The sequence below is a fragment of the Solibacillus sp. genome, from assembly GCF_040273735.1.
In the GTDB taxonomy this organism is placed as follows: Bacteria; Bacillota; Bacilli; order Bacillales_A; family Planococcaceae; genus Solibacillus.
This window is the reverse complement of record NZ_JBELZM010000004.1, coordinates 159,561-174,204: the sequence shown is the minus strand read 5'-3', so window position 1 is coordinate 174,204 and position 14,644 is coordinate 159,561. Positions and strand designations below refer to the sequence as shown.

Annotated in this window: 13 protein-coding genes and 2 riboswitches; of the genes, 8 read left to right on the top strand and 5 right to left on the bottom strand. The window is 38.2% G+C overall.

Going from position 1 to position 14,644, the window contains the following annotated elements; genetic code table 11:
• Positions 1-13 precede the first annotated feature (13 nt).
• From ABS917_RS06410 to ABS917_RS06395, 4 genes are all read left to right on the top strand, one after another.
• Positions 14-478: a tripartite tricarboxylate transporter TctB family protein gene (locus tag ABS917_RS06410; protein WP_350478225.1), complete on the top strand. Its 465-nt coding sequence runs from the start codon at positions 14-16 to the stop codon at positions 476-478.
• Between the two features lie 19 nt (positions 479-497).
• Positions 498-2,024 carry a tripartite tricarboxylate transporter permease gene (locus ABS917_RS06405; protein ID WP_350478224.1) on the top strand — a complete coding sequence of 509 codons (1,527 nt, stop codon included), beginning with the start codon at positions 498-500 and terminating at the stop codon, positions 2,022-2,024.
• A 97-nt stretch (positions 2,025-2,121) separates the two neighbouring features.
• Positions 2,122-3,087: a quinone oxidoreductase family protein gene (locus ABS917_RS06400; protein WP_350478223.1), complete on the top strand. Its 966-nt coding sequence runs from the start codon at positions 2,122-2,124 to the stop codon at positions 3,085-3,087.
• A 138-nt stretch (positions 3,088-3,225) separates the two neighbouring features.
• Complete coding sequence (locus ABS917_RS06395) at positions 3,226-4,281, top strand: nitric oxide synthase oxygenase (protein WP_350478222.1); 1,056 nt, start codon at positions 3,226-3,228, stop codon at positions 4,279-4,281.
• 42 nt (positions 4,282-4,323) lie between these two features.
• On the opposite strand, the gene ABS917_RS06390 is transcribed toward ABS917_RS06395, so the two are convergent.
• Both ABS917_RS06390 and ABS917_RS06385 read right to left on the bottom strand, forming a co-directional pair.
• Positions 4,324-4,878 carry a restriction endonuclease gene (locus ABS917_RS06390; RefSeq protein WP_350478221.1) on the bottom strand — a complete coding sequence of 185 codons (555 nt, stop codon included), beginning with the start codon at positions 4,876-4,878 and terminating at the stop codon, positions 4,324-4,326.
• 61 nt (positions 4,879-4,939) lie between these two features.
• Positions 4,940-6,139 (bottom strand): CynX/NimT family MFS transporter, encoded by a 1,200-nt coding sequence (locus ABS917_RS06385; protein WP_350478220.1) that lies wholly within the window; start codon positions 6,137-6,139, stop codon positions 4,940-4,942.
• A gap of 142 nt (positions 6,140-6,281) precedes the next feature.
• Positions 6,282-6,462: riboswitch (Lysine riboswitch) on the top strand.
• A gap of 220 nt (positions 6,463-6,682) precedes the next feature.
• Between ABS917_RS06385 and ABS917_RS06380 the strand changes: the two genes are divergently transcribed.
• From ABS917_RS06380 to ABS917_RS06365, 4 genes are all read left to right on the top strand, one after another.
• Positions 6,683-8,137: an amino acid permease gene (locus ABS917_RS06380; RefSeq protein WP_350478219.1), complete on the top strand. Its 1,455-nt coding sequence runs from the start codon at positions 6,683-6,685 to the stop codon at positions 8,135-8,137.
• Between the two features lie 228 nt (positions 8,138-8,365).
• Positions 8,366-9,061 (top strand): RNA 2'-phosphotransferase, encoded by a 696-nt coding sequence (locus ABS917_RS06375; protein WP_350478218.1) that lies wholly within the window; start codon positions 8,366-8,368, stop codon positions 9,059-9,061.
• 125 nt (positions 9,062-9,186) lie between these two features.
• Positions 9,187-9,288, top strand: a riboswitch (purine riboswitch).
• A 257-nt stretch (positions 9,289-9,545) separates the two neighbouring features.
• On the top strand, positions 9,546-10,118 hold the full coding sequence (locus ABS917_RS06370) for a xanthine phosphoribosyltransferase (RefSeq protein ID WP_008408004.1): 573 nt from the start codon (positions 9,546-9,548) through the stop codon (positions 10,116-10,118).
• 89 nt (positions 10,119-10,207) lie between these two features.
• Entirely contained in the window at positions 10,208-11,503 is a 1,296-nt protein-coding gene (locus ABS917_RS06365; protein ID WP_350478217.1) for a nucleobase:cation symporter-2 family protein, read from the top strand.
• A 291-nt stretch (positions 11,504-11,794) separates the two neighbouring features.
• Here the strand turns inward: ABS917_RS06365 and ABS917_RS06360 are convergent, their stop codons facing one another.
• From ABS917_RS06360 to ABS917_RS06350, 3 genes are read right to left on the bottom strand one after another with little or no spacing between them, the layout of a single operon-like run.
• Positions 11,795-13,633, bottom strand: a complete 1,839-nt coding sequence (locus tag ABS917_RS06360) for a hypothetical protein (protein ID WP_350478216.1) — start codon at positions 13,631-13,633, stop codon at positions 11,795-11,797.
• Complete coding sequence (locus ABS917_RS06355; RefSeq protein ID WP_350478215.1) at positions 13,633-14,178, bottom strand: pilus assembly FimT family protein; 546 nt, start codon at positions 14,176-14,178, stop codon at positions 13,633-13,635. The genes ABS917_RS06360 and ABS917_RS06355 overlap by 1 nt, the downstream gene beginning before the upstream one ends.
• Entirely contained in the window at positions 14,171-14,572 is a 402-nt protein-coding gene (locus ABS917_RS06350) for a type IV pilus modification PilV family protein (RefSeq protein WP_350478214.1), read from the bottom strand. The genes ABS917_RS06355 and ABS917_RS06350 overlap by 8 nt, the downstream gene beginning before the upstream one ends.
• Positions 14,573-14,644: the final 72 nt, after the last annotated feature.

The window sequence follows — 14,644 nt, the reverse complement described above, 5'->3', positions numbered from 1 at the left end:
GGAGGTTACAACGATGAATTTAAAATTTGACCGTGTTGCTAGTGTTGTATTTTTAATGCTAGGAATACTTATTATCGTCGAATCCCAAAAAATTTCTACAAGTGCGTACGGCTCTCAAATTGGCCCGAGTACATTTCCGTTTGGATTAGGAATCGCTTTAATTTTATTAAGTATTTTGCTGTTTATTGAAACGATTCGTCACCAGGCGATGTATAAAATTGCTGAGGATAAAGAAGGAGAGAATTCTTCTAATTATAAGCGATTTCTAATTATTTTCATTTCAGCCGTTGCTTATGCATTTTTACTTGAAAAACTAGGTTATTTAATTACGACCTTTGCATTTTTATTAATCTCGTTCCAAACACTTGAACGAGGAAAATGGGTTAGCTCGATTATAGTGGCAGCCGCGTTTTCAGCAATCATTTACTTCGGCTTCGTCAACGTATTAGGCGGATCATTGCCTAAATTCCCACTCTAAATAGAAAGGAGGAGCTGATATGTCAACGGTACAGTACTTATTAGACGGGTTTGCTATTGCTTTTCAGTGGCATAATATTTTATTCGCATTATTAGGTGTAATTATTGGAACAGCAGTAGGCGTATTACCGGGAATTGGTCCTATGAGCGGGGTCGCATTATTAATTCCTGTTACGGCTACATTAACATCTGGTTTACCATTAGAAATGGCTGCAACTAGTTCAATCATCTTGCTGGCGGGAGTTTACTACGGTGCAATGTATGGTGGATCTACAACATCTATTTTATTAAATACACCAGGCGAATCTTCTTCAGTTGTTACGACGCTGGACGGGTATCAAATGGCACGGCAGGGAAGAGCTGGAGCTGCCTTATCCATTGCGGCAATCGGTTCGTTTATCGCAGGTATTATCGCGTTAATCGGGTTGGTTCTATTAGCCCGACCATTATCAAAAGTAGCAATAAATTTTGGTCCGGCAGAATACTTTTCGCTAATGCTGTTAGGGTTGGCGGCGGTAAGTGGTTTAGCGGGTAAATCGATTACGAAGGCATTAATTATGACGGTTCTTGGTCTATTATTAGGAACAATTGGAATAGATGCGGTTTCAGGAATTGCCCGATTTACATATGACCAGCCAGTTTTATTTAGCGGAATTGAATTCTTAACAGTTGCTGTAGGTTTATTTGCATTAGGTGAGGTATTTAAAACGATCTTCGAGAAGGATGGCAACGATGAACCGATCGCGAAGATCAACCGTATTTTACCTACCAAAAAGGATTTAAAAGACAGTGCGGCACCAATTGCACGCGGATCATTCCTTGGCTTCTTTTTAGGAGTACTTCCAGGTGCTGGAGCGACACTTGCTTCCTTCTTTGCGTATATTACAGAAAAGAAGATTAGCAAAAATCCAGAATCATTTGGTAAAGGAAATATTGCCGGGGTTGCTTCCCCGGAATCTGCAAATAATGCATCATCGGGTGGAGCGATGATTCCGCTATTAACATTAGGGATTCCGGGATCGGGAACGACAGCCATTTTAATGGGTGCGTTCATTATGTACAATATTCAGCCAGGTCCATTATTATTTGAGGAACATCCGGATGTAGCGTGGGGATTGATCGCCAGTATGTTCCTTGGAAACTTAATGCTGCTTGTATTAAACATGCCATTAGTTCGTGTTTTCGCTAAAATTATTCAAACACCGAAAAGATTCTTACTGCCTATCATTATTGCTATTTCATTTTTTGGTGTATATGCAGTTCAATATACGACGTTTGATTTATTCCTGTTATTAGGGTGCGGGATTGCAGGCTATTTCTTTGCGAAAAATGATTTCCCTGTTGCTCCATTAGTTTTAGCGCTTGTGTTAGGTCCGATGATTGAAAATAACATGCGACGTGCTTTAACAATTTCAAATGGGGAGTACAGTATTTTCGTAGCAAAACCACTTTCATTAATCTTCCTGATTGTTGCAGTTTTATGGATACTAATTCCGATTCTTATGAAATTACGTGGGAAAAATGTAATTATTAATGAAGAAGGATGAGTTAAGCTACTAAGTCGTGTTTAACAGAAAGATGCCGTCCGAATTCGGGCGGCTATTTTATTTGAAATAAATAGAACATGTAGGGGGAATGGGTTAAATGAAAAGTATACGTCAATACAAAGCAGGAGCGGCAGATGTTTTAATTGTGGAAGATGTGGAGATACCTGCAATCCAACAGGGGGAAGTATTAATACAGGGGCTATATACGAGCGTAAATTATGCTGATATCAAAACTCGAATGGGTAATAAAGGTCAAAGTACATTTCCCATCACATTAGGCTTAGATATTGTAGGGCACGTCATTGAAAGTAAAAGTGCGTCATTTCAAAAAGGAGATTATGTTTTCGCATTTCCTAAAGGGGGTTCTTATCAGCAAGTAGTAGCGGCAAAAGAAACGTTAACCTTTAAAATTCCCGAAGCGATCGATCCATTACAGGCTGCTGCTCTACCAACCGTGACCATTTTATCGGAAGTTTTACTTAAACAAATTGGAGATATACAAAAGGAAGATACAATTGTCGTACATAGCGCGGCTGGTGGTGTAGGGACAATGCTTGTGAAGTTGGCAAAACATTATGGTGTGTCAAAAATCATTGGAACTGTCGGTGATTTAGGTAAGAAAGATTATGTTTTGAGCATAGGTGCTGATGATGTGTTTACTTACGAAAGCTTTGTAGAAGGCGTTAAGCAACATACTAATGGTAGAGGGGCACAAGTAATTTTTGATTCGGTCGCCGGTGATGTTACAAAGGCAAGTCTTGAATGCTTAGCTAACTACGGGACATTGGTTCAGTTTGGAAATAGCAGTGGAAAAGCTGGTGTAATATCAACAAGCGATGTGCATAGTAGCTGCCGAAACATAAAAGGTTTCAGCTTAGGTACAACTCGTAAGGAAGCTCCATCCCGATTAGCTCCCGTAGTTGAGCGAATCATTCCATTGTTCGAAAGCAAACAATTAAACGTTCCAATTGCTCAAGTCTTCGATTTAGAGGAAGTCCAGGAGGCGCATCGTCTAATTGAAAGCAGAAAGCATCAAGGGAAGGTTTTAATTCGCCTTTTATAAAATGAGTTCTATTATTATAGATCCGAACTTTATGAACAATTTTAGTCATGTATGAAATATATATGTTTTAACCTGTTGTCGTTTTATTGAGTTTCCCTTTCTAAGAGGCCAAAATAAAGGCTAGAAGGGGATGAAACAATGGCAACAGCGACTACAGTATTGCATGAACGAATAGATTTCCTTACTTTATATAAAAAAGAAACAAACCAGACAGAAGAGTGGCTGAAAGAGCGGATGGAAGAAGTTCAGCTTCCGGATTTCACCTTAACGAAAGATGAGCTTACGTACGGGGCACGGGTTGCATGGCGCAACAGCAATAAATGCATCGGGCGCCTGTTTTGGAATAGCTTAACCGTGTTTGATGGGCGCCATTTACTAAATGAAGTTGAAATTTATGAAGCGCTAATAAACCATATTGATTTTGCCACCAACAACGGGAAAATCAGACCGGCTATTACACTATTTGAACCGGACCGTGTACGCATTTGGAATCATCAGTTAATCCGCTATGCAGGCTATGAAACAGATGATGGGATTGCTGGAGATTCCGATTCACTCGAGTTTACGAAAATGTGCGAAAGCCTCGGCTGGCAAGGTGCACGTACAAACTACGATGTTTTACCACTTGTCATTCAAGTAGATGACCGGGACCCAATGCTTTTTAACATTCCAAAAGAGCATGTGCTGGAAGTGGCGATTACCCATCCTGATTATGATTTTTCGAAACTAAATATGAAGTGGTATGCAGTCCCGATTATTTCGAGTATGCGTTTTAATATTGCGGGCACTGATTTTCCGGCAGCGCCATTTAACGGGTGGTATATGGGAACGGAAATCGGGGCGCGTAATTTAGCGGATACATACCGCTATAATTTCCTGCCGAAAGTGGCCGAAGCAATGGGACTGGACATTTCGGTGAATGCGTCGCTTTGGAAGGACCGTGCACTTGTCGAACTGAATGTTGCGGTACTACATTCATATAAAAAAGCGGGGGTAAGTATTGTCGATCATCATACCGCTGCCCAGCAATTTCAGCTGTTTCAAAAGCAGGAACATGCAAGCAACCGGGATGTAACGGGAAACTGGGTATGGCTTGTACCGCCATTATCTCCCGCCACAACTGATCTGTATCATGAACCGATTGCCAACAAGATAAAAAAACCAAACTACCTATACCAGCAACAACCATATTAAAAATAGGTGTGCAGGAAGCGAAAGCCTCTGCACACCTATTTCTTACCTTTTATTTAATATAATTTGGATCAATTCATCGCGGTCGATCAAGTAAACGTCGTTGATGTCGGCAAGTTTTTCGGCCTGGCGGGTAAAATGACTGTTTGTAACAACCCAAGCTTCAGTTGCCTCATACATTTTTACCGCACCGATAATTTCCTGAACAGCTTTTACACCGACTGTACCGGAATAGCGTTTTGCCTGGACTGCAATAATATCTTTTCCGTCCTTTAAAATAAGATCGGCACCGTAGTCACCGCTCGTTGCGGTATAGCTCACTTTAAAACCGCGTCGCTTAAATAACTCTCCTAAAAATCTTTCAAAATCCTCACCGGTCATTTTATCGACTTCGCGAATGCCGGACTTCCGTAATTTCCTCGTTTTCAGCGATCTTAGCCAAACTTTAAACGCGATATATAGTACGAAATAAGCGACAATTCCAATACCGATGCCTTCAGCTGTTTGCGATACATAATAACCAGCTGCACCAGCCGATGCGATGAAAAACAACGGGATAACCGGCAGGCGTTTTTTATTCCGTTTTCTCTTTTTACGCAATAGTTCTGTACTCCTTTTATTTACTACCGTTATTATATCATAAAAGGGTACATACGTTTGGTTATATCGTACGATTGTTTGCACTCATAAAGGAAGCGATAAATAACAGAACAGAAATTAGAATAAACAGCACAATTGGGATTGACCAGCTATCCGTCAAGTCATGGGCATAGCCGAACAGAACCGGTCCGATTGCGGCAACGAAATAACCGATTGACTGTGCGAAACCGGAAAGTTCAGCTGCATCATAGGCTGTCTTCGTCCGCAATGAGAACAGCATCAGCACTAAACCAAATGAAGCCCCGCCTGCAAAGCCCAGTAAAATCATCCATAAGATGGCAAGGTTTGTCCATTCCATCAAGATACCCGTGAAACTGACTAAGTAACATATTGTAAAGAAAACAACGATCGGACGTTGTGAAGCGATTTTCCCTGCGATAATCGGAATAATAAATGTCATCGGTATTTGCGAAAATTGCATAATGGATACCATCCAACCGGCAGCCGTAGCATCCAGGCCTTGGCTAATGAATATTTCGGGTAACCAAGCTGAAGAGCAGTAAAATATAAACGACTGGAACCCCATTGCTCCTGCGACTGCCCAGGCAAGCGGTGACTTCCACATCAGCGTTTTCTTTGTCTGGGATGTCGGCATTTGTAATGCAATTTTTTCCTGGCGCAAAATCGGCAGCCAAATTAGTAATGTAAGAATCCCTAAAATAATCGTAATCCCTGCTGCTATTTGCCAGCCTGCGTTTGCAGCTATAGGATAACTGAAGCCCGCAGCAAGTCCGGAAGAAATGTTCATTGATACAGAATAAATCCCTGTTAATAAGCCGATATGCAATGGGAATTTCCATTTAAAATAACTTGGGATGAGAACATTCCCGAATGCAATTGCGACGCCAATTAATATTGTTCCTAAAACGAGCAAAGACGTTGCCCCAAGTGAACGCAGTAAAATCCCTGCACATAGCAAAATGACGGAATAAAATAATGTCCATTCCATCCCGAACCTACGGGCAATACTTGGTGCAAATGGTGAAACAACCGCAAAGGCAATTAAAGGGATGGTCGTTAAAAAGCCCGCAAGAAAGTTCGATATCCCGAGACCTTCACGAATAAACGAAATAATCGGACCGACTAATGTAATCGGTGTACGTAATGTTGTTGCAAATAAAAATACGGCAACCATAAAATAGATGAGCTGTCGGTTGGATAGTATTTTTTTGCTGTTTTGATTCAATTGTTCGGTGTCCATAATAATTCTCCTTTTGTCTAGTAATATATGTTTGAGTAGTGTGAATACTCTTAAAAAACAGAATAAAGGTGAAGCCATTGCTATCAAAAAAATGTTATGTTAGACTTTTAATCAATTAAATAAAACATTACCTCATGTAGATGTATGAGGTAGAGGTCGCAATCATTAAGACTAGTATAGCTGAGATTAGGAAGAATCGGTGAAGCTTTATGAAAGGAATGGTTGCCGAAGTGTTATTTTTCTTCTTGAAAATAATGCTGGGGCTGTTTTCGATAAGGAACAGAACTGTCACATGTGTGAGCATGTGTTGAGCTATCTTTCAAGTTTGATGAGGTGTAAATATAACCATCACAAAAACTTGTGGTGGTTTTTCTTTTACCTGCACTCATCGGATATCTGTGACACCCGATGAGTGCAGACCTCCGGTGGATGTCACAGATTTTTAAAGGAACTTTTTGAGGGATCTCGAAAAAATCTGGACGCAATTACTCCGAGGCGTAATTGATACCTTATCAAGCAAAACAAAAAGGGAGTTTTATATTCATGAGTGAGATTAAAATAGATCAGCTCGGTAACAACGGGTTGAAAAAGAGTTTGAAAAGTCGCCATGTAACGATGATTTCGCTTGGCGGAACAATCGGTACAGGTTTATTCTTAGCATCAGGCGGTGCGATTGCACAGGCAGGTCCAGGCGGGGCATTGCTTGCATATGCACTGATCGGCGTTATGGTTTATTTCCTAATGACATCATTAGGGGAAATGGCTGCCTATATGCCAACATCCGGTTCGTTTAGTACGTATGCAACTAAATTTGTGGATCCGGCTTTAGGCTTTGCGCTTGGCTGGAACTATTGGTACAACTGGGCAATTACAATTGCAGCAGAAATTGCGGCTGTTTCGTTAATTATGAAATACTGGTTCCCGGACAGTTCTTCAATTTTATGGACAATTTTATTTATCGTAGTCGTTTTATCCTTTAACTTAGCATCAGTAAAAGCTTTCGGTGAGGCAGAATACTGGTTTGCGATGATTAAAGTCGCGACAGTAATTGTCTTCATCATTGTCAGCTTCTTAATGATTTTCGGAATTTTAGGCGGGAACGATCCGGTCGGCTTTACGAACTTCGTTAAAGACGACGCACCGTTTAATGGAGGTTTCCTGGCATTGTTCGGTATTTTCCTTGCAGCAGGTTTCTCGTTCCAAGGTACGGAAATGCTTGGGGTAACAGCAGGGGAAACAGATGACCCGGGCAAAAACATTCCAAAAGCTGTACGTTCAGTATTCTGGCGTATTTTACTGTTTTACATTTTCGCAATCGGTGCAATCGGATTACTGATTCCGTATACGGATTCACGTCTCTTATCAGAAGATATTGCGACAAGTCCATTTACTTTAGTATTTGAAAACTTAGGTGTGGCATTTGCGGCATCTGTTATGAATGCGATCATTTTAACTGCGATGTTATCTGCAGGGAACTCAGGGTTATATGCAGCAAGTCGTATGCTTTATCAGTTAGCAGTAGACGGAAAAGCGCCGAAACTGTTTATGAAAGTAACTTCACGCGGTATTCCGATGTATGCACTCTTAGCTACATTGGCAGTCGGTTCATTAGCATTCCTGGCATCGTTTTTCGGTGACGGTGTTGTCTACATTTGGTTATTAAATGCTTCCGGTATGTCCGGGTTCATCGCTTGGCTTGGTATTGCAATCAGTCATTACCGATTCCGTCGTGCATATGTTGCACAAGGACATTCATTGAGCGATTTACCATATGTATCAAAATTCTTCCCATTCGGTCCGTTATTTGCGTTTGCCCTATGTATGATTGTCGTGCTAGGTCAAAACTATATGGCCTTTATGGGTGGAACAATTGACTGGTACGGTGTCGTTGTTTCATATATCGGCTTACCATTGTTTGCCGCATTATGGTTTGGCTATAAATTTAAACACAAAACGAAAATCGTTCCTTTAAAGGACTGCGATTTATCGAATAATTAATTTCTGAAACGTAATGTGAGCTTCCAGGCTTTCATTGCGTTTTTTTTGTTTATGAGGATTATTTGTGCTGAAGTGAGGAATAAGTTGGAGTGATTGAGGATTATGCTATGCTGTTTGAAGATAATCTGTACAAAAGTGAGGAATAATTTCCTCGAGTATGATGGCAACAAGAGTGGTATTATAGAAGAAACAAAATTGAGTAACACTGAAGAATAAGGAAGTGAAAACATGCCTATTTCAAAAGGTTTCTATAAAAAAGTATATTCGTGGTTAACAGGGGAAGGTAGCAAGGATGTGTTGTATCGACCGTTTCTTGCTAAGGGAAACCCGTATAAATCCCGTATTTTCCTAGTAAGTTCACATGCGGTACCTTTGTTTAAAGTAGAAGACAGAAGCGAGCACACTTTTGCGGAGTCATTAGTGAACAGAGATCTTTTCCATGACCTTTATTTAAGTGAAATTAAAGGGGCACCTCGGGAATTTAAAGGTTCTTTACAGTTTGAAAACTGGCTGGAAAAACAGCATCAGGAACCGCTCATATATACTTCTTTAAATACGTATCAGATAGAATCAGGGGATGAAGCAAAAGTAGCTAAAAAAGAGGATACAGCTAATTTTGAACAAGGAAATCTCATTTTTAAAGAAGTAATGGATGAGTTTCAGCCGGAAATTATTATTTTGCAAGGGACTGCCGCATACGAACAATTTAAAGCGCGGTATGCTGATCGGTTAGCCATTTTTAATGAAGATGTGACAAAGGTACAATTACTGGAACAGACCGGCCCATTTGCGGAGATGGTTTATGAAGATGGCAAAAAAGCGTCTGTTTTTGTTACCCGCAGCATGAGCTACTATGGTGCAGATGGTTCGAAGTTCGAACAATTTAAAGAGAATCTAGCTGAAGTGTTAGAAAATAATGCCTAAAACCGAACATTATACTAAATAAAATTTACTTTTTAACCAAATTTCCGAAAAATAAGAATAATTTTATTATTTAAATGTTATTGCAAACTATCATTTCCATGATTATAATTGGAACATTCATATAGTTAAATTAAATATTCGCCACTCATATAATAGCAAGGATACGGCTTGCAAGTTTCTACCGGTTTACCGTAAATAAACCGACTATGAGTGAAGCATGCTTAATGAATGTATTTGTCCAATTATTATATATTTGCACAATACATTTGTTATTACTTTTGAACTTACTCGGAAGTCTTGCTCCACTCATCGTAGGGAGCTTGCCTTTCGAGTTTTTTGTTTTCTTCATTCAGCAGCGGCTGAATGAAAATAAGCCTCTGGCAGATGTCACAGATTTTTAAAGGAAACTTTTGAGTAAACTCAAAAAAATCCTCACGCAATTACGCCAAGGCGTAATTGATTAAATTGGAAAGGAGCTTTTATCATGAAGCTTTTGAAGGAAAAAATAGAAAAAGAGGGCCAAGTGCTTTCAGATACAGTGTTAAAGGTAGATTCATTTTTAAATCATCAGATTGACCCGTTATTAATGAAAGAAATCGGCGACGAATTTGCAAAGCGTTACTCGGACCAAATCATTACGAAAGTATTGACGATCGAATCATCCGGTATTGCACCTTCAACTTTTTTAGGATTAACACTAGGTGCACCTGTTGTCTTTGCACGTAAACGCAAATCACTGACATTAACGGACAACCTGTACACATCAAAAGTACATTCATTCACGAAAAACGAGACGAACGAAATTTCTGTATCGAATAAGTTTATTACTGCGGATGACAATGTCGTAATCATTGATGACTTTTTGGCGAATGGCGAAGCTTTGAAAGGCCTAATCGACATTGCGAACCAGGCAGGTGCAACAATTGTCGGTGCAGGTATCGTAATTGAAAAAGGCTTCCAAGAGGGCGGAAAAATTTTACGCGAGCAAGGACTGCGCATCGAATCATTAGCAAATATTAAATCATTGGCAAACGGCAAAGTAGAATTTTACGATTAATTTAGTAGCTCACATTTTTAAAAGGTAATAAGTTCAGACGATGTAAATTGACTCAGCAAGAGTACACATATATTGGAGGAAAACTTTTTATGAATAACACGAAAGCAACAATGCTCGGGATTCAGCATTTGTTGGCAATGTATGCAGGAGCCATTTTAGTACCGTTAATTATCGGTGGGGCATTGGGATTCAGTTCAGCGCAAATGACGTATTTGGTAGCGATCGATATTTTCATGTGCGGGGTAGCAACACTTTTCCAAGTATGGAAGGGTAAAGTAATCGGAATTGGGTTACCGGTTGTATTAGGCTGTACATTTACAGCAGTAAGTCCGATTATCGCAATCGGTTCTGGCGGCGGCTTAGGTGATGTCTACGGCGCAATTATTGCTTCAGGTATTATCATCGTATTAATCGGTGGTCTATTCGGAAAATTGATTAAATTCTTCCCGCCTGTTGTAACTGGTTCAGTTGTAACGATTATCGGGATCAGCTTAATTCCAGTAGCTATCAACAATATGGCTGGCGGACAAGGGGCAGCAGACTTTGCATCAGGTTCAAATGTGGCATTAGCGTTTATTACATTATTAATTATTTTAGTAATTTACCGCTTCACAGTTGGCTTCGTTCGTGCCATTGCAATTTTACTAGGTATGGTGTCAGGTACAGTAATCGGTATTTTCATGGGCAAAGTGGATTTTGCGCCAGTTGCCGAAGCATCTTGGCTGCACATTATGCAACCATTCTACTTAGCAACACCAACATTCAATGCTTCTGCTATTTTAACGATGACATTGGTGGCAATGGTATCACTAGTTGAATCAACAGGTGTTTACTATGCATTAAGTGATATTACAAAAAAAGATTTAACTTCAAAAGATTTATCAAAAGGGTACCGTGCAGAAGGACTAGCATCGATTATCGGTGGTATTTTCAACGCATTCCCGTACACAACATTCTCACAAAACGTAGGACTGATCCAAATGTCAGGCGTACGCGACCGCAAAGTAATATTCATTACAGGCGGTATGCTAGTAGCACTTGGCTTCCTGCCAAAGTTAGCAGCATTAACAACAATCATTCCAACACCAGTACTTGGTGCAGCAATGCTTGCAATGTTCGGTATGGTTATTACGCAGGGTGTAAAAATGCTTGCACCGGAAATCCAAAAATCAATGGAAAACGCAATGGTCGCAGCACTAGGCGTCGGTCTAGGAATCGGCGTTGCGACAGTACCGGGAATTTTCGAAAACCTTCCGTCATGGATGTCGATTTTGACTTCTAATGGGATTGTAGCGGGGTCGGTAACTGCGATATTCTTGAACGTGTTGTTTAATATGGTCGGGACGAAGCGTGTTGATCCGATGCATGTTGGGGAAGCAAATTAAATATCAGGTTCTAATGAGTACCCCACATTCTCGTTAGAATTAGAACGTTATCACCTACTTTGACTATTAATTTAGTTGAGGTGGGTGATTTTTTTGTGTAGAAAAATTTATAAATGTTAACTGTTAACTTTGTTCTGACTGTATAACAGCTAAATGAACAAAAAACCAACTATATGAAAAAAGATAGTTGGCTTTTTTAGTATGAAGTCTAAAGTTACGTTGTTTTTTGTAGTTAGGCCTTAAAGAATTAATCAAATGTATGCGCCTATATAGCACTTTCTAATAGTAAAGCTATTGTCTATTCAATGTTTTAGAAGGGTCAATTTGATAAATTATAGGCTCCTTTTGTCTTAAATCTGAGTAAGTCATAATTATATCTGGGTTATAGGAGACCCTTAAACGTGATGGTCTTTTCTCTTGAGTTGTTGGGGTGTCATAACTATAACTATAGTTACCATAATAACTTTGAGAGCTAGTAGAAGTTCCCCTCACACCATGTAAGGCAATTCTTCGGGCAGAAATACCGCCGTTAATATAGATATTTGAACCAGTACCGTACATTTCAAAATTCTTTTCTGTGAAGAAGTAGGCAGAAATTTCGCTGGCATTTTGTTCATATGCTGAAATGTTAGCTATTTGTATATCTCCTTTTGAAAAAATAATTAAAGAGCCTTTTTCTCCACTTGGTAACTCTTTGCCTTTAATACTTGAAAAGCGAATAGTAACATCGCCCTCAACATAAACTACTGCATTTGTAGTTAATTCTGAACCTAAGATATCTAAGTTACCCTTGATGTAATATGTGCCTACTAACTCATTTTTAGCGTCATCACTTGTAGAGTTGGTCCCATTCCTGTTACCTATATTTAAATTTTTACCAATAAATGCTGTACCACCATTATCTAGTGAGTCTTTTGTTAATGATAATTTTGCGCCTGTTGATTCTAAATTGACATTAGAATTAGTAGATAGAGATTTGAAGTTGTTTGAACCTTCAAAAACTATTTCAGGATCCGTTTTTTTAGTTGTTGTTACCTCTTCAACATATTGGCATCTTCCCCACCAATCGCATTCTTTTATCGTTTTTTTGTCGTATTTAATAGCACTAAAATACATGTTTTTTGTAGTCTTATTTGAATTTTTAACTGTAATTTTATCAAGATTGTTTGTTTCGATATACTCTTGAGTAGTATTTGGACTGTTGTAGTTAAATTTCATGTCACTTTCATAATCAGTGATTACAATTTTTGTTTTAACAGGGTTTCTATTAACTATTTCCGGAGCAAATACTGGGTTGAAGTATTTCGTTAAATCTAGTTTTCCCTCTCTAACAAATTGCTCATAGTTACTATTGTTTTTAAAATTTGTTCGAGACAAATGGTCGGACATGGTAGTATTATTCTTCAAGTGGTAGGCAGAACCTTTTAAAACAATTTTTGCCTTTTCGGTATTGTATCCCTGTGCACGAGGATATACACTATTTACCCACACGTTATTACCGTAGCCTTTATTATAGGTTATTAAATCTCCTTCAACTTTGATATCACCTTTAATTTCCACTCCACCATGAAGATAAAGGTTTCCATCTCCATCTCGATTGTCATTTGTTTTATTTGTTCCAATTGCATAGTTTAAAAAATCAGGTATAGAGTCAGCCCCGATTTCAATTTCGTGTAACATATCTTTTTTTATATTTCCGGATGATCCGATGCTTTTTATTTTTACAATTTTCCTGTGAACGTTATCTTTTCCGGAAATATCAACTTTGTTTGTATAACTATCGATGCAATATTCCATATTTCCTGTAGTGACAGTTTTAGATTTATCAGTATTTGTTATGCTTGTACATTTGTATTTATTAAGGATTGATTCAAGTTTAGTAACGTAGGTTGAGGCTGCAAGACCATTAGTACCTAATTCTTTTTCAACTTCATATTCGATTTTATTGACTAAGTAATCAATACCCTTTTGCGATAAATCATATGATGCAACGGTATCTTTACGTGTAGTGTTTTTACTAGCACCATTTATAGATAGTGATAATAAACTAAGACCGAGCACAGTAAACAAAAGAACCAGTACGAGTGATATAAGCAGTGTGGAACCGTTATGATTTTTTAAAGAATGCATTAACTCCCATCTCCCTTATCATTAATAGTTTGAATTTCATTAACAAATGTAGCGGATTTGTTTTTTTTTGAATTATACAATTCAAGTGTTACTCGATAATTGTTATCACCTATTTTTTCTATAGTAGAAAAAGTAGGTGGAGAGGAGAGCTGGATAGATGGGTTAGAAAATTGATAAGGCTCACCTTTGAAATATACCTGCCCGTTTTTAAAACCCAATATATAAGATTTGATCTCAGTTTTTTTAGTTATAGAATCTAAGTTTTGCCTAGCATATTCAAAGTAATAATTTCCATCAGAATCAGAGTTTCCTGTCCAATTTAATTTCTTTATTTCAGATTCCTTCAATGTATAAATTTCTAAAAAGAATTTAGACATAAGTAAATCTGCTTCATCCCTCAGAATCATTTCCGTTTGAATATCGTTATAACGATTTATTCCACTAATTAGTAATGGTGTAGCTATTGCGAAGATTAACGCTGTTATTACAATAGTTGCCAGTACTTCAATTAACGATATTCCCTTTATATTTTTTAAATTAATCATAGACAACATATCCTTCTACAGAGACTTTTGCATTACTGTTATTAGAACTTGATGTTACAAGAACGTTAAATATTTTCATGTTAAATTCATCGGTGTTTTGAGAAGCGGTAATTGTAATATTATAATTTTGTTTATTTAAAAAAATTGTTTTAGTCTTTTTGGTATTAATAGGATTTGTTAAAGGCTTATTGAAAAAAGTAAAAGGGTCAATCTTAATTCTTTCAAGTTCTGCATCTGCTAAATTTATTAAAAGTATCTTTTCACTATTATAAGCCGCTGTTTTATTCGATTGAATGAATAACTGAGAAAAACTAAGAAGTACAATAGTGATAATTACTAAAGATGCAACTACCTCTATTAAAGAAAAACCTCTCTCTTCTTTTAAGATTTTCACTTTAAAATCCCCCTTGAAAATATGTACTACAGCCATTCTATTGAAAAATCCAAGAAAAATGTAGAAAAATAG

Coding starts and splice junctions, on each gene's coding strand:
- ABS917_RS06410 (WP_350478225.1), top strand. CDS start 14: ATGAATTTAAAATTTGACCGTGTTGCTAGTGTTGTATTTTTAATGCTA.
- ABS917_RS06405 (WP_350478224.1), top strand. CDS start 498: ATGTCAACGGTACAGTACTTATTAGACGGGTTTGCTATTGCTTTTCAG.
- ABS917_RS06400 (WP_350478223.1), top strand. CDS start 2,122: ATGAAAAGTATACGTCAATACAAAGCAGGAGCGGCAGATGTTTTAATT.
- ABS917_RS06395 (WP_350478222.1), top strand. CDS start 3,226: ATGGCAACAGCGACTACAGTATTGCATGAACGAATAGATTTCCTTACT.
- ABS917_RS06385 (WP_350478220.1), bottom strand. CDS start 6,139: ATGGACACCGAACAATTGAATCAAAACAGCAAAAAAATACTATCCAAC.
- ABS917_RS06380 (WP_350478219.1), top strand. CDS start 6,683: ATGAGTGAGATTAAAATAGATCAGCTCGGTAACAACGGGTTGAAAAAG.
- ABS917_RS06375 (WP_350478218.1), top strand. CDS start 8,366: ATGCCTATTTCAAAAGGTTTCTATAAAAAAGTATATTCGTGGTTAACA.
- ABS917_RS06370 (WP_008408004.1), top strand. CDS start 9,546: ATGAAGCTTTTGAAGGAAAAAATAGAAAAAGAGGGCCAAGTGCTTTCA.
- ABS917_RS06365 (WP_350478217.1), top strand. CDS start 10,208: ATGAATAACACGAAAGCAACAATGCTCGGGATTCAGCATTTGTTGGCA.
- ABS917_RS06360 (WP_350478216.1), bottom strand. CDS start 13,633: ATGCATTCTTTAAAAAATCATAACGGTTCCACACTGCTTATATCACTC.
- ABS917_RS06355 (WP_350478215.1), bottom strand. CDS start 14,178: ATGATTAATTTAAAAAATATAAAGGGAATATCGTTAATTGAAGTACTG.